The sequence below is a fragment of the Mesorhizobium terrae genome (assembly GCF_008727715.1).
Lineage (GTDB): Bacteria > Pseudomonadota > Alphaproteobacteria > Rhizobiales > Rhizobiaceae > Mesorhizobium > Mesorhizobium terrae.
Genome location: NZ_CP044218.1, coordinates 4,183,627 through 4,203,652, shown reverse-complemented (window position 1 = coordinate 4,203,652; position 20,026 = coordinate 4,183,627). Strand labels below are relative to the sequence as shown.

Below are 20,026 nucleotides of genomic sequence, written 5' to 3'. Positions count from 1 at the left end.
CCAACCTTGAGATTGCGGTAAAGCCGGTCGGTCTACCTGCCCAAGCTGTACGCGAAGATCCCCTCCCCGCCACCGACCGAGAACACGCCGCAAACCATGGGGCCAATGCTCGCTTACCTGCGCGATCATGGCGTCACCGGGTTGTTGGAGGCCATCAGCGACGAGGACACGGTAAGGACCGTGTCCGAGATGGACAAGACTGGAACGCTCAATATGCGTTTCGAAGCGTCCTACAGGATCGGGAAGCCAGGTGATGTCGAAACGGCAATGACGACGCTACGCCGATGGCGGAGCCAATATGGAACCGCACATGTCGGTGCTCATACGGTCAAATTCTTCCTCGACGGCACCAATGAGATAGGAACGAGCTCACTTCTGGCCCCCTTCTCAAACGGAGCGAAGTCTGTCGAGCCTGCTATGACGAAGGAGGAACTTGCCGGTGTTCTGGTCAAGTTGAACCAAGCCGACATGGATATGCACCTTCACATGGTCGGCGATCGTGCGTTTCGCACCGCTCTGGACGCAGTGGAGATTGCCCGCAAGACCGTCGGAGCCGCCTGGAAGCAGCGCGTGACCTTCGCGCATTGCGAACTCATCGACGACGCTGATTTTGCCCGCGTCGTTGATCTCGATGTGACGCTCAACTGGACCCCGCACTGGTCTGGTGGGTATTTCCAGGGCAATGAGCCTTATCTCGGACAGGAACGGCATGACAACGAATATCGGTTTCAGCCGGTCATCGCGTTTGGCGGTCGGATAACCTATGGAAGTGGCACCGTTTCCAAGCAGGAATGGGACCGATCGGACCCGTTCTTCGGAATGCAGATCGCCCACACCCGACGCGATATCGAGAAGGGTCTGGTTTCTGATCTCATTCGCAAGCCCGCATCGGAAATGCTGCAGTTGCAGGATCTCGTCGCTGGATACACTCGAAACTCCGCCTATCAGCTAAGGCTCGACGACAAAGCCGGGACCCTCCAAAAAGGGAAATCCGCCGACTTCATGATCCTCGATCGCAACCTGCTCCACACTCCGGCGCTTGAGGTCAGCAAGGTGACGCCGAAGACGGTTATCTTCGAAGGTCGCGTCGTGAGCGGTCACTTCTGACTGGTGGACACGACCCGGTCATTGTCATAGGCGATCGTTCTGGCGCACTTGCATATAGAGCGGTGGTAGGACCGCTCAATATCAAGTCCGGAATTGAAGCCCATGATCACACCCTCCCGAAGAGGTGCTCGCGCTCCCAGGCGGTGATGACGCCCTGGAAGCTCTCGAGCTAGACCTGCTTCAGGCGCAGGTATGGCCCGCCTGCCCCACGATCTGCCTGATCGGGCCTCTCGTTTCGATAGTGACAGGATGGCGTCGTTGGTCTCCTGGCGACGGAGGTATCCCTCGTATTGCAGCCGTTCGGCATAGATCAGAAGCGTTGGATCAGCGGCACTGCTGCCGATTGCCCTCCTGATCTGTCACATCGATATCCCCACAGCATCGAGAACGGCTCGACTGGAATTCTCCATCGGATGCCAACGGTCAGCGACTTGATCGGCATGCGGTAGAGCCTCAGCGATCGCCTCTCCATAGCCCTGTCGTGCCGAAGGGAGGAACTGGCCATCGCTTGATTGGCAGGAATTCAACGAGCGCCATGGTGAGTTCCGTGTAGATGGCTTTCGTATTCAGCCCGGCTGTGGTTCCGAATAGCGGTTACGCCGTTAGAACACTTCAACCTGACGATGTGCGGGAGGTAAAGGAAACGATGCAAGAATCCTGATCCGTGATGAAACTCGAGGGAAAGCACGAAGTCGACCTGCGCAATAAGCTTACCACCGCAATAGCTTCATCCTGGGATGGTCTCTTGGTCAGGGGTCGTCTCAGCAACCAAATCTTCCCATCTGGAGGTCGTTCCAGCGAATTCACTCGCCAATCCCGCGTCAGTGGGTTCGTTCAATCAGATTTGCGGCCAGAAAGGGACCTCCGCCAATTGATGACGCTCGAGATCCACTCCAATGCGCGGCCGCGCTCCAAACCATTGTTGATGAGAAACGCAGCCGGCCGCCGCGTAAGCAAAATGCAAATCTTACGAATCGGTAAGTTGAGCGCCTTCGTTCCGTCAAAATCGACATAGCAGGAGATGGACGTGGGGGATTGTTCTCAACAATTGGAGATGGAAGATGTTTCGTAAGATTGTTCTCGCGACCGCAGCTGTCGCTGTATTCAGCATACCGGCTTTTGCTGCTGCCGAGTTCTACGTCGCCAAATCTGCCGCTACCAAAAAGTGCGAAATCGTCGACAAGAAGCCGGACGGCACCAAGCTGACGGATGCCGGTAAGAAAAGCTACGCCACCAAGGCCGACGCAGAGAAGGCACTGAAGCTTCTCAACGACTGCAAGTGATCTGACGGGAGCTTCACGGTTCCCAATTCTTAACCTGCTCCGGTCTCCGGAGCAGGTTTTTTCATTTGACCATCAGCCGGCGTCAGGCAGGCATCGACCAGAAGCCCACGGGCGGTTCTCCATCAGCCCATGCCCTATGAAACAAAGGTCGGCTTTCTTGCCTTTGCGGTTGAGCTTGGCTCGGGATTGGTGATCGCGAAATGCGTCTCTTTCGACCACTTTTGATCATGAAAGTTCGCTTCCGCGTTGCGCCCGCCGCCGCCAGCCGGCGGCTCATCCGAGCTATTCGGCTCGATGCTCTTCGTCGACGCCCAGGCCTCGATTAGTGTGCCGTCGACCGAGAAGTGATCGCAGGATAGAAACTTCTTCACCCTAGGACCTAGTGACGATTTAACTGTCTGAGCTGTGAATCGGCATGCAGTGAAAATCAACCCTCTGGCTCTCCCTTGCCGGCAGCGGCATCGTCGACCGCCGTGCCCCGGAGGTCATAACTGCCAGTTCCCTCATCATCGCTCGAACGAGCGGTTCGCCCCTCTTCATCGATCTGCCTCGCAAGGAGACGGCTCGCCCTGTCACCTGACCACGTATCAGGGCCGCAAGACCTTCGCCCGCTTTGTCGGCAAACGCGACCGCCCAGCCTTCATGCCCTCCAGCATCATTTCGGGCACGTGACCCGCATCATGACCGACAGTGCCTATGTCGGCACGGATTTCTGCTTCATCTTCGCTCCTTGCGGCTACGATGAACCAGAACTCCTCCCTTCGTGAAGTCCCTCTATTTGTCTCAAAGGTCCTGACGGCGGACATATATCGCGGTGATGGTGCAGAGATGGTGTCGCGTGGAAATAGAGCCCTTGGTCTTTTGACATTGCGCTCGGGGAGTTGAGCGAAATTAGCTGAAGGCCCGCCCTTGATCCAACGACGATGTCCACAATCCAGGCCTCCATCTCGGTCCATCTCCACGGCTTTATGCGCGTTGTGAAAACAGACGCCGTTTGGCGCGCTTGCACCGTCGCAACAAGCCGAACAGGAATACGATCAGAAGGAAGAGCGCGAGGCACCACCAAAGCCACCTCGGCAGCGTATGCGGCTTTCCCAGGCCCATGCCCGCTGCAAACACCTCGGTCAAATCGCGCTCGATAGCACCGATCGCGCATCGCCCATCACGACCTGCGCGCGTGTGACTGTAGAGGTCAACGCCGCCAACGACCGGGTCGGTGATACAGAGGCGCCAATCGCCGGCGCCACGCGCGGCGCTGAAGAAGCCCGGCGCGTAGCCGCTATCGAGTCCCGGGTCCGCGACTTGGGCTGCCGCGCCGCACGCATTGTCTGGACTCTGCAGGTTGGGACCGATCGCCGTTGGCGTGGCTCCGGGCACACAATTGCCCCCGGTGTTTGAAAATATCGCGACGTTTCCAAGCGCCAGGGCGGCACCGGTGGGCGCGGCAAGGCCGGTGGCGGCGTTGTTGGCAACAACCGAATTGACCAGGCGCAGGCGCGAGCCCGAGATGGCGGCGCCCGCTGCCGTATTGCGCGCGAGAATTGTGTTGCCGACTGCCGAGTCGACCCCGCCCAACGCCAATGCGCCCCCGTCATCTGCGGCGTGATTGTCGACGATGATCGACCGCGTCAACGTCATCTGGTCGTTGGGTATGGGGTTGGTCGTGTCGGCGAGAACCTGAAAGACGTTCTGCCACGGCTCGGGCAATGACGCGGCCTCCAAGGCGGCCATCGCCCCACCGACGCGGCCGGCGACATTGTTGCGTAGCAGCACGCCGTCGGCCATGACCTGCCCCGCGAATGCCAGTGCGCCGCCAGCCTGGTCGGCGGTATTGCCATCGAAAGTTACGCGAGAGATCACAAGCCGCGGCAGATCGATCCACTCGTCGGCGCTCCAGATGTTCTCGCGCGGTGGCCGACCGAATGCGGCAATGGCGCCGCCAATCCGCGCTGTGTTGTGTTCGAAGGTCGATTTCGTCAGCGTGACGCGCGAGCCGAGCGCAAGGATGGCGCCGCCGAGGCCAAACGAGCCATTGTCGACAAAGTCGCTGTCGGTGATCTCGACATCGGACCGTACGATGGTCAGCGCGCCGCCGGTCGCCCCGAAGGCATCGCGCGCCGCCTCCGGGCGGGTGCCATTCTCGACAAATCGGCTGGCACGGATTTTGACCCGCGCATCCGTGAACAGCAGGCTTGCGCGGTTGCCGGCGAAGGTCGACCGATCGATTGTGATCTGCCGCGACAGCGCCACCCGGTCTGGCGTCGGCCACGCGCCGCCGGCGATCGGGTGGTCCCCGTTGCCGATGAATTCGCAGTCCGCCATCTCCACGGTCTCGGCGTTGACCACGGCGCTGCCGGTCGCTTCCGCTTGCGCGTCGCCGTTGCGGCGAAAGCGGCTGTTCTTCGCGCGTAGCGTGCGCACCAGAAAGGCCGATGGGCTGTCCTCGACCATCACATTGTCGAGCGTGACGGTTGCGTGGTCGCCTGCGACGATCGTGCCCGCGGCTGCTGCCTTGTTGGTGAGCGTCAGCCCGGTCAGATACAGCGACCACGTCGTGGTGAACATCGGCCCATTGCCGGGACCGGACAGTGTCACAGGCTGTTCGGAGCGGATCGTGCGCGAGGATGGCACAACATGCGTCGCGGTGACCGCGATGTGGTCTTCTCCGGCCGGGCAGCGGATCATGATCGATCCCGGTTGGCCGAGCGCCGTGGCGAGGTTGAGCCCGCCCGGCGCATCGTCGCGGCCGCACACGGTGACGAACTGTTCCTGCGCTGCCGCGCCGCCCGTGACGAGCATGAAACCCAGTACGAGGGTGGCGAGGCGGCTAGAACAGATCATCGAGCTGTGCCCCGTCCTCGGCCTTGCGGACCGGATTCTCTTCATCATCGAGGTTGATGAAGATGCGCCGGCCGACCGACCGGCAATTCGCCGCCTGCGCCGCTGGCACGGCGCTGATCGTGAAGCGCGCGTCGCTCTCGTGATTGACGATGCCACAGGCGCGCCGGTCTGCGCCGAAATCCTCGTCCTCCGCCTCGAATTCGAGGGTTCGGTCATCCGTCGTCGTGTAGGTGACCTTGTCGCTGGCCGACGCCTTCTCCCAATCGGCGACACGACCGGAATTCCTTGCTTTCACTGCGGCGATGAAAGCGGCCAGCGACCGTCCGAAGCGATCCTGCTCGGCCACCTCGAAGAAGCCCCAACTCGAGCCGTCGACGTCGATGCCGTCGTGGTCATAAAGGGCGATGAACACGTCGCCGCGGTCGTCCGGGTCCTTCAGCGCAGGGCAGACGTGGCCATCGATGGCATAAAAATGCTGGTCGATCGTCGTCCAGCACGACGGACTGAAATCCGCTGGCAATCGTGGCCGCAGCCCGCAGCCGAAGGCGCCTGCGATGCAGTTGTTGTGCGAGTACGTCACCAGCGGTTTGTCTTCTTCCATACCATATTGCTCTGCAGTTCCGTCAAAGCGGAGGAAGTCAGTGACGCGGTTGCGCTCGCGTGTCGTTCCGTCGCTGTTGGTGACGGTTCGCGCTCGTGTCATCAGCGTCGTCGGCACACCGACTCCACGGTCGTTGGCCGGAGACAGCAGATATGTTTTGATGCCGAAGATGAGGCTGGTTCCAGCAGGCTGGCCTTCGTCGTTGCCGCCGGCGGTGAGGAGCCAGCCATTACCGCTGACATAGGCTTCGCGACCGAAGTGGCGGTATTGCTGCACTCGCGGTGTCGTCTTGTCGACGGCTATATCGAGGATCATCGGGTCAGGGCGATAGCGCGAGGTAGAGTAGAAAGAGAGTTGGCCAAACGTCTCCGGCTTCGCGATCCCGGTCGGGGCGAAGCGGTTGTTGCCGGTCCATACCTGAAGGGCACCAATCATTGTGTCGGCGCCCTGGACGAGTTCTGTCAGTGGGCGGCCGTCATAGAATTGCTTGTTCACTTCGGCACGGCGGCGGAACGGGATTAGCCTTCGGCCTTCGAGTGAGCCGACCGCTGCCTTTGCCGCCGACAAGTCGAACACCGCCGCCGCTGCGGTCACGATCGCTTTGTCCTTGTCATCGCACGGAGCGTCGGCGCCCCGCTGCAGGCCGGCAAGGTCATAGTTCCATCGCACGTCGCAGGCATAATCGATGAGGTTGAGCAGCGCGAAGTGGCTGAGCCGCGCATATGGCTTCGCGTTGTATTCAAGGAAGTCTTCTTTCGCGATCCGCTGCATGCGCTTCAGGAGCCATTCGCGCACGTCGTCGTTGAGGTCGGAGATCTTGTCGAACGCCTCGCGGTTTCCGGCGCGGGCGAGTTCAGCCATCATCAGCTTGTTTTTAAGATAACGCGAGGTGTTCTGCATCAGCAGGTGGTTCTCTGTCTCGTCTATGCTCGCCCACAGCACCGAGCCGAAGATGATGATGGTCACAACCGCCGCCACCACCGCTGCCGCTGCCGCTGCGGCGCCTGCTGCCATCGCTCCGGCTGCTATCGCGGCGCCGATACCGAATGACACGGCCGCCGCCGCGATCAGGATGAGAAGCACCGCGAGAAAGCGCCAGAAACTGTCCCAGCCCGACGGGTGGAGTTCCTCCGCGCCGTCGTTGTTGTAACGTCCAACGCCTGGGTCGCTGCCAGTTCCCTCCACGGTGTCGATCGCGCTGCCATACTGGTTGTTTTGGTTGCCGCAGCTGAAGACCAGGTTGAATTGCTCACGCGCCGTTGCGTTGCCGGGCGCGGATCGCAGAGACAGGAAGCGCGTGTTGAGCCGCCCAAGTGCGGCGTCGACGTCAAAGCCGACGCCGTGGCCACGCTCGCCGACGCGGTAGAGCACATGCGCGATGCGGGTATATTCGAGAACTCCCATATCCCAGTCGCCTTTCACGTCGGCGCCGGAGAACTCAGAGAGGCAAGGTACGCCATCGGTACCGGGGACTTCGGGCTTGACGATGCCGCCCTCCTCGGTCCACGGCCCATGGCGGTCGTCGAGCAGCACGGCGCGTATCTGCCGGGCGAGGCAGGCGCGGGTCATATCCACCTGCACGCGGCTGTCACCCGGTGGAACAAATACGTAGGCTACGCTTGAGCAAGGGCCTTGGTCGTCCTCGAAACGAAACCCGAACCAGTCATTGTAGACGCGGTTGACGACATCCTGGGCTGAGGCGTTGCGGGGCAATGCTCGTGCCTCCGGGCAGCGCCCGCGGCTGTCTGGCTGACCCAGATAGGACGGCGGATCGTCTGGTGAACGGCAGCGGGCGAGTGGGCGCCAAGCTGCGATGACCGCCGTGGGTTCGGCGAGCACGCCGTAGCAGACGGGCCGACCGGCCGCAGTCGAGTTTGGGGCGATCGACGCGTCCGCCAGCACCGCCGCCTTGCCGAGAACCAAGGTTAGCGGCCACGCGGCGAGGTCGGATTCATTGAGGTTTGGTGTGTTCGGATCATCTGGAAACCCCTTTTTGCCGAACCGGCTCGCCAGTACGAATCCCTGCACGAACTCGTACTCATTGCCGCACGCCATGACGAGGTGGAGGCGCTGCGTGCGCTCGGCGAAGCCATCATGCGCCGCCTGACCGGTCGTCGCTGCCGGGCCGAGGTCGGCTGCGGTCTGTGCTGCCGCGGGCAGCGCCAATACAAGGAACAGGCAGAACGCGGCGAGGCGGCGCATCATTGTCCGACCGCCAGCATCGGGTTCGCCTGCTCACTTGCGACGAAGCTGCGGATGTCGGGCGTGACGCAGACCAGATCCTGCACCATAGCCTCACGCCAGACATAACCGTTGGCGCAGGTCTTTGGACCGAATGGTCCGGGCACCCACAGAAGCGGGGCGCGCGCGTTTTCGGCTGCGATGCGCTTTCGGCTCGCCAGGTCCACGCAGACGGTGTCGGAGGGCAGCGCCCTTCGCGGCGCAAGTGGCGCCGGGCAAACTGAAACGATCGGTCCGGCGATAGCCTCGGTCGCCGTCATCACGAAGACGACCGCGATGATCATGTGCCATCGCGGAAGCGTCACCGGCAGAGGGACGTAAAATGCCATTCTCTTGTCCGACACGTTTAGCTAAACGACTTGCGAATTGCGTATAGCGGCGCCGGCAAACGCCCATGGTGTAACTCTAGCATGTCACGCGCCGAAAAGGCAGCGTCCCGCCACGCGCAGAAACAGCTTAATTACTTCTGTGGCCCAGATTTGAGGCGCAACCGATCCCTTTCCTCGGCTTGAGCGTCTGGAGAGATTCGGCCAACACCTGCGTCAGACAGTTCGCAAACCGAATATGCTTGATCCTGGAGCCCGTAACGACGTTCACTGGCTTGTCGACCTTCGCCGCCGTCGGCGACCGGACGAAGAGGTTGTCGACCATCTAGGTGGTCGAAGCCCTGCCTGTTTCGCGTACCAGCTCAACGGATATTGGGCCATGAAATACAGGTCGCGCTCGACCGGGAGGCCAAGCCTGCCGTGCAGGGATCGGATCTCGGCCAAGCTAATGTAACCGAGTTCCGGTTGGCCAAGACCAAGATTGCAGAGGTTGAACAAATGATCCGAGTCCGCGGGATCGGCCTCGGTGATGAGCCAGGTGACGGCCGCGTCAGGCGTGAAAAGCTTGACGACGGGCTTCGGATCGATGTTCTCACCAGCAAAATTTCGTGAGTCATTGGCGAGAAGTTGGGCGAGTTGGTCTTCAGTGATGAGCGGTTCGGCCATGATGGCGTCCATTCAATGTCACTCTCCGATCGAGGGCGAGGAGGTGTTAGGCCGGCGCAACCAAAGCGGCGCGGTCAGGCCCTACACGGTTCGGCGCGGGCCGGGCTTGACCGTGCTGCGGCGTCGGCCAGCATTCCGCTGCCTTTTTGTCGAGCGGCGCATGAATGGAGAAAAGATGGCCGATGCTTCGGCGCAGGAACGATTGACTCCTAGATGGCGCATTTGACCTCGCAGCAGGCAATTTTTTGCCGCCGCCGCCGCGGTGAATGATCTGGGATGACCGGTCTACTGCATGGAAAGTTCGGGATACTTGCGCTTCCCGTGTGAGCAGGCTAAATACTGAACTGAATGGTTCAGTATTTAAGTACTCCCCTCGATCTCTCGTTTGCGGCGCTGTCCGATGCGACACGCCGCGGGATCATCGATCAGCTTGGGCGAGAGGACGCGTCGATCACCAGTCTCGCGGATAAGTTCCAGATGACGCTGACCGGCATGAAGAAGCACGTCCAGGTTCTTGAGCGGGCGGGGCTCGTCGTCACGCAGAAGGTCGGACGGGTGAGGACCTGCAGACTTGGGAAACGCGGCCTCACGGCGGAGGCCGAGTGGATCGAGGCGCATCGCAAGCTCTTTGAGGCCCGGTTCGAAGCATTGGACGAAATCATCAGCGAAATGAAACGGGAGGGAAGCGATGAATCAGCAAGTTAACAGTGCAGGTGGTGCGCAGAACCGCACGTCGGTCGAGCGCAGAGGGGATTGCGAACTCGTCGTGACGCGAACATTCGATGCGTCGCCGAACGCGGTTTATAGGGCGTGGAGCCAGCCGGAGCTATTCCAACGCTGGTGGGTGCCAAGATCGGTGTCCGGCGTTTTGCTCGTATCGTGCGATATGGACGTCCGCACCGGCGGCAAATATCGGCTGGAATTCGGCGCCGGCGGTTCGGACACCATGGTCTTTCACGGCAAATATCTCGAGGTGGTGCCGAACGAGCGCATCGTCTGGACCAACGACGAGGGCGAAGAAGGCGCGATCACGACTGTGACCTTCGAGGACCAGGGCGGGAAGACGCTACTGAATTTCCACGAGGTCTATCCGTCCAAGGAGGCGCTTGAGGAAGCACTGCAAGGCTCGGCGGCCGCATTGCCGGAGCAGCTTGAGCAACTCGACGAATTGCTTTCCTGCACAGGCGAGTAGCGCGTGTCGGGAACCTCACCTCGAGGGAGCGCCTGCTCTTGGAAAGTGACTCCACCGGCCCTTCTGGCCGGAGCGAAGGCGCAAAACCGCCGTTGTTCTCCACTTCAAGAGGTGCGTGAACCCGATCGCACAATTAGCTGGTCTGGCGTGCAGATACTGATCAAGGCCCGCGCCGAACGCCAGGTGACCGTTCTGCCAATCAAGGGCCAGGCTCGGGTTGCGCTGCGGGTCCTGGTATGGCGGCGAACAGGTCAGGCCAGAAGTTATAGAGGGCAAATACCGCAAGCGCGAGGATTAGGCCCACGTAGACGAAGCCAACCCAGCGCCGCACTGTTCCATAGTCAGCGATGCTCTTGGCGACCGGCTGCTCGCTGAACTCCTCGATTTCGGCCGGGGTTAGAATTGTATTCAGCGCCTGTTTCCAGACCCGGCGGGCGTTGCCCTGATTCTTGAAGAATTTGTGGTTGATGAACAGCTGGATCCCGTAGGAGAACGAAAGGAGCAAAATAGCGGCGAACGCCATCGCGCCTGCGATGTAGCGGTTCCCGACTTTCGTGGCATCGGGGAGAAGCTTCAGGCCGAATGGGACTGCGGCAAGTGCCGCGTCCTTCCACAGGCTGCTTGCGAGATCCTGCGCCTTCTGGCTCGCCTTTTGTGCTTCGTCGACAACTGTCTTGCGCAGCTCCGCCAATGCCTTCAGAGTCTCGCGGCTGCTCGATTGCACATAAGCGGCGTAGGCACCCTTCGCGGAGTCAAGACTTCCGTCGCCAAATTCAGCAAGCGCACTTTTCCTATGGCTCCGGGCCAGTTCATTGGCGAGGAGCAGATGGCGGGTATCCGTGTCGCGGCCCTCAGCGAACACCCACCCGGCTCCTGCCAACATACGGTCAAAGACCGTGCTTATTTGCGTCGGCGAAGGTGTGATGATGCACGAAGGTGGCCCACTGAAGTGATAGGCGATACCTACATCGGTCTCGGAGACCCGATTGGCGAGCGCGGCGAGCAGACGGGGGCCGGATAGCCCCTTCCAAGCTTCATATGCCGTGCTGGACTTTTTCGGTCCACTGCGCTGCAACCAGGGACGCAGATCTTCCGGCACGAGACGCACCCGCGTGAAATCGGTTGACAGGGTGCGAGGATCAGGCAGCGCCTCAGATGGAGCGTAGAGTTCGGGCGGCTCGTTGGTCCAGACCTGGAACCGGCTCCGGTATGTCGTGAAGGTCCCGTTTCCAGCCATGTCCGCTATCTGTACACAGTTGACGTCTTCGATCGCGTCAACCGCGTTGAGAAGGGAGTTGCCAAGGAACAGCCGGAGCTCACCCTCGACGGAGACCGTTTCCAAGACGACTCGAAATCTCGCATCCGACACCGGCGCGTCATCCTCAAGCTGTTCATCCGACTCGACATCCGTGATGACAATCGAGCCGATGAAAGGAGGTGGCGACCGGCGGAGATCAAGCCAGGCACTGCGGACTTCCGCATCGGACAGGGCGGCATGTAGGATCGCAAGACCCGACCGCTCGTCGATATCGGTCGGCTGCGCGGTCCGGACGATGAGGTCAGAGACGCGTGTCGGTGTCATCATAACTGACATCAAGCGGGTCGTTGATGATGATCCGGTTCGCCTCGACCGTGACGACCTTCTTCAGCTCGGAAGGCACCCGGATTTGAATCCCGTTTTTAGTACGATAGCGCAGCGTTGATGGCGGGCGGACGTTTGAGACGTCAAATTTGATTGGCGTTCCATCCAGTCGCTGCTTACGTAGCGCGCTCTGAAACTTAGCCACCAGCGGATGGTCCGGCGGCAGGGCTTGGCCAACCACGGTGTCGAGAAACGATTTCTGATCGTCTACGCCGACCTGCCCACCCGCGGACGCGGCATCGAATGTGCGTTTCGTCACCTCCTGATAGACCTGCGGTGATACGAGATCCCGGTTTTCGCGGATGACCTGCCGGGTCACATCGACCATCTTGCGCGTTGCCTCCGCGTCATCGAACTGACGCACGGCATCCAGGAAATTCTCGAAATAGCGCGCCACGTTTTGCTGGTTGCGGCGATCGAGGACCGTCAATTCCCCGCCCGCCTCGGTGAGTTTGACCAGCGCGGACTTCTGAAGCGCATCCCGGTTTTGGACAAAGGTCCGCTCAAGTGCGTCCAGGCTCACCTTCTTACGGCCGCCCCTTCCCTCCGCGAGCTCGTAGGTCAGCACCTTTTCGTCATCATATTTGAGGAGGGCGAAAAATTGCGCCCCGGCGGCAGCGAGTTGAAAGAGCAGAAACGCTCCGGCCGCAGCGCTGCCGCCATGGAGACGCTGAAAATCTTCTGCGAGCTTCTCGCTTTCGGTTTGGAAGTGCTTGGAATCCGTTGCGATGCGCCGCAGACGTTCACGCGTGGCGGAGGCGTCCGAGAACACATAGGGCAATCCGTTGTTCACGGAGCGGATGCGGTCGATGAAGAAATCCGAGAACCGACCGGGATTGATCTCCTCCAGCCACACCATGTCTTCTGGCCGTGGCCCTACAAGATGGAAAACCATTCGCTCGATTGAGAGGGCGGAAACCTGATCACCTTCGAAAAAAGCCACGTTGATTCTCCCCCTAGTTCCCCGATCAAGTTAGCAGAAAATTCCCGCTCGGATCATCACAGTTGCAGTGAAGATCTGCGGCCAGAGCGATCAGTACGTCCGCGTAGAGTAGGAGCTCGGGTGCGAGTATGCAAAAAGATGCCGGTGTGAGTTGCGGGTCTTGCACGTTCGTGCATGACCGTGAGGAGGGCGATGTTCGGGGGTCTGCTTTGAACGCGCATATCGGCCATCCGCGCACGCATGGTTGAGGTCAACGATGCTCAAAGCTGAGCTTGGATGGGATCGGAGTAGTCAAGACTTGCCCCATCGGTCTTGACTCCGATGACGCATCGTCGGCGCGTGCCGCAAAAGCTGATGCCAAACGTTTTCGGACCGGGCAAATTCTTAGGGCGCAATCGTGTCCCATCTTACGAAACCAAGCTTTATCGGCTTGGCAGATTTCGGCGATCGATAAGGGGAAACAAACAATGGCCGACCAGCATCTCACCGTTGAATTTCTCACCGAACTTACCGCCGAGATAGTTAGCATATATGTCACAAAGAACCCGGTTCCGGTATCTGAACTTCCGAGCGTAATCGCGAGCGTCTTTCAGAGCTTGAGCAATCTTAATGGCCGACAAGAACCAACCGTTGAGCCGCTGAAGCCCAAGGTTCCCATCAAGAAGTCGGTCACGCGCGACTTCATCATCAGCCTGGAAGATGGGAAACAGTACAAGACCTTGAAGCGGCATTTGACCGCGCTGGGCTTGACCCCCGAGGGCTATCGCGCAAAGTGGTTACTCCCGGCAGATTACCCGATGGTGGCCGAAAGTTACGCGGAGCAGCGATCCGCACTGGCCAAGAAGCTCGGCTTGGGCAGGAAACCGGACCAGAAGCGCGGTCGCAAGCGCGGGGGCTCATCGTAGCTTGCAAGCTCGCAAGAGACAGATCGCACGAACGATCCAGCCTGCGTTGCGGCCGGGGTAGATGCTACCGAGCTCGAAGCAGGATTGGTGGCTTAGCCGATTGCCTTGGTCATGAAGTCTGAGAGTGGGGCGGGCTCGTATTGGCCAAAGAGCTTACAATAGACGTAGCTGAAATTCTCATAGAGCTTTCGAGCTGCAAGGCATCTGTGCCGGTTTCCAGAAATAGACACTTGAGGCCGATCCTATGCGCCTCATCTTCAATTGCCGTCAGTAGCCTGCGGGATATTCCGTTTTCTCGCCAAGCCGGCCGTACAAACATACTTTTGATCTCGCCGGTGCCATCGCTGTGACGTTTCAGCGCGCCGCGCCCTGTAAGATCCGCGCCCATCCTTGCCGTCCAGGACGTTATGTCGGGCTTGTCGAGCTGTGACAGGCTGAATGAATGGATACTCTGGGGCGGCAAATTGACCTGAGAATGGGCGATCCGTTCTTCGATCAACGCTGCATTATCAGCGCCGGCAGGTCGCTCGATCGAGATGGAAACAGGAAGCGTTCGTGTCATTTGTCGAGTAATCCGTGGAGCCTAACGGCTCGCATCCGATCCGGCTTAGCTTTGAGTCAGGAAAGGAAGCACCTCACTGTCGCATTTCTGACTTGCATCCCCTGCCCGTCGAAACGTCTTACGGAAACAACAATCGGTATGCAGTATACCAGCCTCTGCAACATCGTGATGTTGGCTTTCGGTTGAAATAAGATACCCCCAGCGTCAGACCCAGCCCTCGCACCGTGTAGAAAGTTTAGTTTTTTCAAAGCACTGACACGAAAGCGCAAGGTGCACGGATACGCTGCACCGTGCAAAACCCGGCAGAAAGCTGAGCAAAAACAACCGCCAGACCGAAGCGCACCGTGCGCGCTTTTATCCTGCCCTCTTATTTGGGGTGGATTTCGCGCCAGTATTCGCCATCGCCATTTCTCCTTCATAGCAGTAAATCGCTTGATATCACACGCCAGGGCGCGAGGTTCTGCGCAGTCGTCGAGATCAGGTACGCCGTGCACTCTTCCGGCTCATCGACGGGATAGCTGCGCTGCTTATTGTCAGCGCTCGAACCGTCGCGGCACATGTCGCTATCGGATTCACGGGGCAACATCACAGGCATTCGTGCGTGATCCGGCAGTGCCGGCCACAGGCAAGATATCGTGCTTCCCGTTTCTATCGGCCGTGTAAGCGTCCGGTCTCTGCACCCAGATTGAGTAGTGCATTTGCGCGGCATGTCGGGCTCCTTCGTAGCATGGAGGATCTCCGGTGAATTTGAGACATTTCGAGAACAAGGCGCGACAATCCTGGTGGGTAGTTCACGTCGAAGCGTGGTAGCGAAGGGAACGCCTCCGAGGTGGCGTTCAAAATCGGCTTCCGGTTCCCGTTTTCCTGCAACTCATAGAGGAACCGTCGCCGGCAAATGGCGCGGCTAGATTGCCCCATTCCCTGATCCGCTCGACCAGGGGATGTGACGGTTGCCCCGAGCCTTCATGGGTTGGAAATCCGGCCGTTGCCGATCGCGATCACCCTGCCGGCCATAGCGATTGTCGATGGCCGGTGAGCCACGATCACCCGGGTGATGCGAAGGTCCGCGAGCGCTCGATTGACGAGATACTCGTTGGTCTCGTCGAGATGGCATGTTGCTTCGTCCAGGAACAGGATACGTGGTTTGCGGTAGAGCGCGCGTGCAAGGAACAAGCGCTGCTTCTGTCCTCCGGAAAGCGCACTGCCCATATCACCGACAAGCGATTCATAGCCCATGGGCATCATCCGGATTTCGCCATCGATTGCCGCCAGGCGCGCGCACTCCTCGATCCACTCTTGATCGGCATGGGGATCGAAAGCAGCTATGTTTTCGATTAGCGTTCCAGTAAACAATTGGTCGTCTTGAAGAACGCAGCCTGTGATTTTTCGATAGTTGGATAGTCCCATATCGCGAATGTCACAGCCATCCAGGCAGACACGCCCTTGCGTGGGCTGAATCAACCCCGCAAGGATTTTTAGCAATGTGCTCTTTCCGCAGCCAGATGGACTGGTGATGGCGACGCTTTCGCCCGCTGCAATCGTAAGATTGATCCCCTCCAACACATCCGGTTCGCCGTCGCCATAGCGGAAACGAAGCCCATGCGCCTCAAGGCGGCCCGCCACGATGCCGATCGAAGTTCCAACCCGTGCGATGCCTTTGTGCGCTTCGGGTTCGGCGAGTGCGATGTCGCCTAGCCGTTCCCCTTGCAGCGACAGCATTTGCAGCTTGAAAATCATGTTGATCAGTTCGGTGACGCGACTGGTAAACTGCTCCTGATAGGAGGAGAACGCCATGAGCATGCCGACGGTCAGGTTGCCGTGGATCACTGCACGACTGCCCAGCCAGAGCATGAGAACCCGCCCAAAGCCGAACAGCAAACCGTTGATCCCATTGAAAACCATATCGAGCTTGTTCGTTTTGAGGCCGGCATTGACGGCGTCGACCAAGGTGTTTAGCCATGTGCTTTGGCGTCGTTCCTCCAAGCCCAGGGCCTTGACGCTGTTTGCGCCCCGAATTGACTCTATGAAATGGGTATTTTCTCGCGCGTGGTGCACGAGCTCCGCTTCGGTGGCTGAACGGTAGGGTCGGTAGAAAACAGCCCTGACCAGCACGTAAAGCCCGGTTGTGATCAAGGAAATGACAGCCAAGGGCGGGCTGTAGAGAAACATCATGGCCAGCATGCCCACAACCATCAGGCTGTCCATGATGGAGCTGACAAGATCCGTTGTCAGCGTATGCTGGATCGTCTGGATCGAACCGAAACGGGATACGATGTCACCGACATGACGCTTCTCGAACCATGACAGAGGCAGGCGCATCAGATGAGAGAACAGGCCTATATCCCATTGGATAGCAAACCTGGTCATCAGCACCATTGTCCCCCATGAGCGGACAAAGCCGATAGCCGTCTGCAAGAGGACCAACAGCGCCAAGCCTACGGTGACCACCGTGACTAGATCGAGGTCGGCACTGACGATGGCCTGATCAATGATCAATTGCAGACCAAGCGGCGAGAGAATGGCAAAGACCTCGAGGCAAAGGGCAAGCAGGAAAATCTGCGCCAAAGCCCGCTTGAGACCGACGACGCCCCGAAACAAGCTCACCAGCTGGAACCGATTCTGCTCCACTTTTGGCGAGAAGGATTGGGCAGGCCAGACTTCGAGGGCAACGCCGGTAAAACTCTGATTGAGTTCCTTGCGTGTGACATGACGGCGGCCCCGGGCCGGATCATGAATGATGGCCCCTTTGCCGATGACCTTGTCCAGGACAACGAAGTGGCTGAAATCCCAATGGAGGACACAAGGGGTCTTTAAATCGCGAAGATCATCGAGCGCGACTTGCACGGCCCGCGTCGAAAGAAAGAGCTCACTGGCGAGATCAGCGATGTTGTAGAGCGTCATGCCCTTCAGCGATGCGCTGAATCTGAGGCGCATGGTGCTGATGTCGATTTGATGCCCGTGGTGGGACGCGATCATTGCCAGGCTAGCAAGACCGCATTCAGCTGCCTCCGTTTGCAGGATCAACGGCAAGCGGGGCCTGAAACCGAAAGCGAGCCTTTCCAGAACCGTCACAGCCTGTCCCCGTGGCTGGAGAGGGCGCCACGCAGGCTGTAGAGCGGTTCAAGCAGCCATTGATAGATGGGCCTGGTGTCAAGGAACACATCAGCCTCAACCGCCATGCCTGGCCGGATAGGCTCTGCCTTTCCATAAGCGATGACATGATCTTGTTCCGGTCTGACGATGACCCGGTAGAGGCCTGCGGATGGATCGCTCGTCGGCGAAGCTCCCCTTTCGGGCAGGAAAATCGTATCGATGTCGCTCGGGCGCAAGCTGACACGGGAGAACCCCGCGACCGTTCCCGGGTGAAGGCCGAACTTCTGATAGGGGAAAGCCGCATAACGCAGCATCACCTTGGCATTTTCGTGCATGAAACCGATCACACTGCTTGATCCATAAAGATGGACTTCGAGCTTGGCTTCGCTCGGCAGGATCGACAACAGCGGCGCTCCAGCGGCAACGAACTGTCCGGATTGGACAAGAATGGCAGTCACATTCCCGGTTCTCGGCGTGGTGACGTCTATCTGCCTGCGCGCTTCACCCTCGACGAGATCGCGCTCGATGACGCTGATCTGTCTGCGCAACTGGCCGATGACAGATGCGGCCTTTGCATCAAAACCCGCCAGCTTCGTGCGCACCTCCGTCAATCTTTGCTCAAGGCGAATGGCTTCACGCCGAAGGTTCTCCCGTTCCTGTTCCTTTTGCATCCGGCTTTCCATCCGGGCAAAAGCCTCGCGCTGCAGGACAACGTGCCGGCGAACCAGTTCCTCGTATTTCTCGGAGATGGTTCGCAACACGGCGGCGTAATCGCCCGTGACCTTTATCTGGATCTGGACTTGATCGATCTCTCGAAGCAGGCCTTGCTCTTCCTTCGCCAGCCCAGCTTTCTCGATACTGTCCAGTTTTTGCTGGCGGATGATCTCGGCTTCCAGTTCGCTCCGCTGTTTGCGCAGCAGCACGGCTGCCGCTGCTTGTGTTTCGCCCAGAGACGTCATGCTGTCGGAGGTGATCGTATAGAGGGATTGTCCTTGGCGAACATCGCTGCCATCAGCAACGTTCAACGAGATCACACGGCCGGCATTGGGTGCAAAAACCCGTACGATCCCGGTGTTAGGCATGACAACCCCACCAAGGCGTACCCGGCGCGTATATTCTCCAAAAATTAGGTAGGTGCTGATTGCAAGAACGACAGCAACCCCTAGCGCGGCCGTGATCGAAACACGAAGCGGGCGCAGCAAAATGGTATGGCCCAACCAACCGTCTTTTTGGGAGGTAACGGCCTCCAATCGAAAAAGGGGCTCATCCAAATTTCACCCCAGATCACATGTAAGTCAGGCGCGCATCAACGGCCGGCTGAATAAACGATTGTGTAATATTATCGAATTCACCCCACGCTCACAATCAAATCTTTAGTCGACATATCGTGGAGATTTCGAGTAGAAATGATGAAGAGATCGATCTCCCACAAGAGATATTGACGAAGTAAATTTAGAAGAGCTAGAATTATCCGCTTGGCGTCTATGAACCAAGCCAATCTCGGAAAAGAAGCGCAGGAAATTGTTCGCATTCAAAGCAAATGAGGATCAATATGCGTGAATTGACAATTGAAGAGATGAACTTGGTCGCCGGCGGCCGGCGCGGCGGCGGGCATGGGGGTGGTCATGGTCATCACGGCCGATCTGGCGGCTCCTACGGATACTCCGGAACGCTCGCCGGCGTAACAAAGGGGTTTGACGGGACCGGAATTAGGACGGACTGTCATTACTCGACACCAGTTGGTGGATTTACCGTATCAATGGCCGGTTCTCACAATTGCGATCCAACATCGCCAGCACCGAAGGGTATCGGTGGAAGTGGTAGGTAACGGGACGCTGAAGAGTGCCTCGGCTACGGCTGGGGCATTTTTTTGAGGCAGACTCATGAAAATTAGACAAAACATAAAAATTTCCGATGGTGCGAGAACGCATATCTTAAGACACTATTTGGAACCCGAGGTCGACGATCCATCTAAACTTCGTTCGATCCCCACACTTCGTTATGTTTTGTGCTACAAAGATTCCTTCGGAAACCCTATAAAAGACGCCATCGTTGGCTATGTTCTTTTTAGAATGCCTGTCGAGAATATAACCAATGAAACAGTATTTTTAATGGATGGTGAGAATAAGTACTTTGCAATCGCTCTCCGCGAGGAAGATGGGTATTTTGAAGACGCGTTCTATACGTTGGAGCGTGAAGAGGGTATTAATTACCTTATAGTCGAAAACCGAAGCGCTGCTAAATCCTGAAACGAATATCTTAAGCGCTCCGCGCCGTTTGCCCTGGCGAACCGAGAATGACCGATAGAGAAAAGATGGTGTCAGCGCTCGACCTTATTGAGGCTGGATTAGCTACTGCGCTCGTGGCTGCTGTTTTCGCTACCGTCGCCGTACTTTTTGCTCGCACTGGGCATGCGACCGGGTTGAAGGACTTGTTTCGCGATCTGCAAGGCGATGTAACCGTCATGGCGGGCGTTGCCGGGCTCGTTTTGATAGGCCTGAGCTTCGGAATTGTATTGTTCGTCTGCATGGCGCTGACTACCAAGTCATGGCTGCATAGAATTGCTGGACGCCACATTGCCCATATTCTCGGGCGACTTCAGCGTTCATAGTTCTGGCGTCGGG

The 20,026-nt window shown here is 58.7% G+C and carries 16 protein-coding genes and 1 pseudogene; 7 read left to right on the top strand and 10 right to left on the bottom strand.

The annotated features are described in order from the left end of the window. The first annotated feature begins 105 nt into the window (after positions 1 to 105). Both FZF13_RS21405 and FZF13_RS21400 read left to right on the top strand, forming a co-directional pair. Positions 106 to 1,107, top strand: coding sequence for an amidohydrolase family protein (locus tag FZF13_RS21405; RefSeq protein ID WP_024925887.1), 1,002 nt, complete (start codon positions 106 to 108; stop codon positions 1,105 to 1,107). 1,061 nt (positions 1,108 to 2,168) lie between these two features. Continuing rightward, on the top strand, positions 2,169 to 2,390 hold the full coding sequence (locus FZF13_RS21400; RefSeq protein WP_024927182.1) for a hypothetical protein: 222 nt from the start codon (positions 2,169 to 2,171) through the stop codon (positions 2,388 to 2,390). A 50-nt stretch (positions 2,391 to 2,440) separates the two neighbouring features. Here the strand turns inward: FZF13_RS21400 and FZF13_RS21395 are convergent. The 5 genes and pseudogenes from FZF13_RS21395 to FZF13_RS21375 form a co-directional block, all read right to left on the bottom strand. Further along, positions 2,441 to 2,767 (bottom strand): annotated as a pseudogene (locus tag FZF13_RS21395) (IS5/IS1182 family transposase); the annotation flags it as partial. Positions 2,768 to 3,356: 589 nt separating this feature from the next. Then, positions 3,357 to 5,189 (bottom strand): hypothetical protein, encoded by a 1,833-nt coding sequence (locus tag FZF13_RS21390; RefSeq protein ID WP_036257127.1) that lies wholly within the window; start codon positions 5,187 to 5,189, stop codon positions 3,357 to 3,359. 28 nt (positions 5,190 to 5,217) lie between these two features. Further along, complete coding sequence (locus FZF13_RS21385) at positions 5,218 to 8,037, bottom strand: hypothetical protein (protein WP_024925262.1); 2,820 nt, start codon at positions 8,035 to 8,037, stop codon at positions 5,218 to 5,220. Next, positions 8,034 to 8,402, bottom strand: a complete 369-nt coding sequence (locus FZF13_RS21380; protein ID WP_024927286.1) for a hypothetical protein — start codon at positions 8,400 to 8,402, stop codon at positions 8,034 to 8,036. Before FZF13_RS21380 ends, FZF13_RS21385 begins: the two co-directional genes overlap by 4 nt. A 264-nt stretch (positions 8,403 to 8,666) precedes the next feature. Further along, positions 8,667 to 9,077: a DUF2958 domain-containing protein gene (locus FZF13_RS21375; RefSeq protein WP_065997931.1), complete on the bottom strand. Its 411-nt coding sequence runs from the start codon at positions 9,075 to 9,077 to the stop codon at positions 8,667 to 8,669. A 336-nt stretch (positions 9,078 to 9,413) separates the two neighbouring features. Between FZF13_RS21375 and FZF13_RS21370 the strand changes: the two genes are divergently transcribed. Both FZF13_RS21370 and FZF13_RS21365 read left to right on the top strand, forming a co-directional pair. Continuing rightward, entirely contained in the window at positions 9,414 to 9,770 is a 357-nt protein-coding gene (locus FZF13_RS21370; protein WP_024925265.1) for an ArsR/SmtB family transcription factor, read from the top strand. Next, positions 9,754 to 10,257 (top strand): SRPBCC family protein, encoded by a 504-nt coding sequence (locus FZF13_RS21365; RefSeq protein ID WP_024925266.1) that lies wholly within the window; start codon positions 9,754 to 9,756, stop codon positions 10,255 to 10,257. The genes FZF13_RS21370 and FZF13_RS21365 overlap by 17 nt, the downstream gene beginning before the upstream one ends. 199 nt (positions 10,258 to 10,456) lie before the next feature. Here the strand turns inward: FZF13_RS21365 and FZF13_RS21360 are convergent, their stop codons facing one another. Together FZF13_RS21360 and FZF13_RS21355 are read right to left on the bottom strand one after the other, a co-directional pair. Continuing rightward, positions 10,457 to 11,842, bottom strand: coding sequence for a hypothetical protein (locus FZF13_RS21360; RefSeq protein WP_024925267.1), 1,386 nt, complete (start codon positions 11,840 to 11,842; stop codon positions 10,457 to 10,459). Continuing rightward, positions 11,817 to 12,842, bottom strand: coding sequence for a nucleoid-associated protein (locus FZF13_RS21355; protein WP_024927663.1), 1,026 nt, complete (start codon positions 12,840 to 12,842; stop codon positions 11,817 to 11,819). Before FZF13_RS21355 ends, FZF13_RS21360 begins: the two co-directional genes overlap by 26 nt. A 467-nt stretch (positions 12,843 to 13,309) precedes the next feature. Between FZF13_RS21355 and FZF13_RS21350 the strand changes: the two genes are divergently transcribed. Next, positions 13,310 to 13,747, top strand: a complete 438-nt coding sequence (locus tag FZF13_RS21350) for a Ros/MucR family transcriptional regulator (RefSeq protein ID WP_024925269.1) — start codon at positions 13,310 to 13,312, stop codon at positions 13,745 to 13,747. Between the two features lie 109 nt (positions 13,748 to 13,856). Here FZF13_RS21350 and FZF13_RS21345 read toward each other — a convergent pair whose 3' ends face one another. The 3 genes from FZF13_RS21345 to FZF13_RS21335 form a co-directional block, all read right to left on the bottom strand. Continuing rightward, a complete protein-coding gene (locus tag FZF13_RS21345) occupies positions 13,857 to 14,309 on the bottom strand; it encodes a GNAT family N-acetyltransferase (RefSeq protein WP_081766935.1) in 453 nt (150 codons plus the stop codon). Positions 14,310 to 15,272: 963 nt separating this feature from the next. After that, on the bottom strand, positions 15,273 to 17,381 hold the full coding sequence (locus FZF13_RS21340) for a peptidase domain-containing ABC transporter (protein WP_024925270.1): 2,109 nt from the start codon (positions 17,379 to 17,381) through the stop codon (positions 15,273 to 15,275). Further along, the gene (locus tag FZF13_RS21335) at positions 17,378 to 18,673 is read right to left on the bottom strand and encodes an HlyD family secretion protein (RefSeq protein WP_137900814.1); all 1,296 of its coding nucleotides are present in this window, start codon (positions 18,671 to 18,673) and stop codon (positions 17,378 to 17,380) included. Before FZF13_RS21335 ends, FZF13_RS21340 begins: the two co-directional genes overlap by 4 nt. Positions 18,674 to 19,285: 612 nt before the next feature. Here FZF13_RS21335 and FZF13_RS21330 point away from each other — a divergent pair. Together FZF13_RS21330 and FZF13_RS21325 are read left to right on the top strand one after the other, a co-directional pair. Next, a complete protein-coding gene (locus tag FZF13_RS21330; RefSeq protein WP_137900815.1) occupies positions 19,286 to 19,651 on the top strand; it encodes a hypothetical protein in 366 nt (121 codons plus the stop codon). 47 nt (positions 19,652 to 19,698) lie between these two features. Further along, positions 19,699 to 20,013: a hypothetical protein gene (locus tag FZF13_RS21325; protein ID WP_024925272.1), complete on the top strand. Its 315-nt coding sequence runs from the start codon at positions 19,699 to 19,701 to the stop codon at positions 20,011 to 20,013. The last annotated feature ends 13 nt before the right edge of the window (positions 20,014 to 20,026 follow it).

Excerpts from the sequence above, each read along its gene's own strand:
- FZF13_RS21405 (WP_024925887.1), top strand. The coding sequence starts at position 106 with ATGCTCGCTTACCTGCGCGATCATGGCGTCACCGGGTTGTTGGAGGCC.
- FZF13_RS21400 (WP_024927182.1), top strand. The coding sequence starts at position 2,169 with ATGTTTCGTAAGATTGTTCTCGCGACCGCAGCTGTCGCTGTATTCAGC.
- FZF13_RS21390 (WP_036257127.1), bottom strand. The coding sequence starts at position 5,189 with ATGCTCGTCACGGGCGGCGCGGCAGCGCAGGAACAGTTCGTCACCGTG.
- FZF13_RS21385 (WP_024925262.1), bottom strand. The coding sequence starts at position 8,037 with ATGATGCGCCGCCTCGCCGCGTTCTGCCTGTTCCTTGTATTGGCGCTG.
- FZF13_RS21380 (WP_024927286.1), bottom strand. The coding sequence starts at position 8,402 with ATGGCATTTTACGTCCCTCTGCCGGTGACGCTTCCGCGATGGCACATG.
- FZF13_RS21375 (WP_065997931.1), bottom strand. The coding sequence starts at position 9,077 with ATGGACGCCATCATGGCCGAACCGCTCATCACTGAAGACCAACTCGCC.
- FZF13_RS21370 (WP_024925265.1), top strand. The coding sequence starts at position 9,414 with ATGGTTCAGTATTTAAGTACTCCCCTCGATCTCTCGTTTGCGGCGCTG.
- FZF13_RS21365 (WP_024925266.1), top strand. The coding sequence starts at position 9,754 with ATGAATCAGCAAGTTAACAGTGCAGGTGGTGCGCAGAACCGCACGTCG.
- FZF13_RS21360 (WP_024925267.1), bottom strand. The coding sequence starts at position 11,842 with ATGATGACACCGACACGCGTCTCTGACCTCATCGTCCGGACCGCGCAG.
- FZF13_RS21350 (WP_024925269.1), top strand. The coding sequence starts at position 13,310 with ATGGCCGACCAGCATCTCACCGTTGAATTTCTCACCGAACTTACCGCC.
- FZF13_RS21345 (WP_081766935.1), bottom strand. The coding sequence starts at position 14,309 with ATGACACGAACGCTTCCTGTTTCCATCTCGATCGAGCGACCTGCCGGC.
- FZF13_RS21330 (WP_137900815.1), top strand. The coding sequence starts at position 19,286 with ATGAAAATTAGACAAAACATAAAAATTTCCGATGGTGCGAGAACGCAT.
- FZF13_RS21325 (WP_024925272.1), top strand. The coding sequence starts at position 19,699 with ATGACCGATAGAGAAAAGATGGTGTCAGCGCTCGACCTTATTGAGGCT.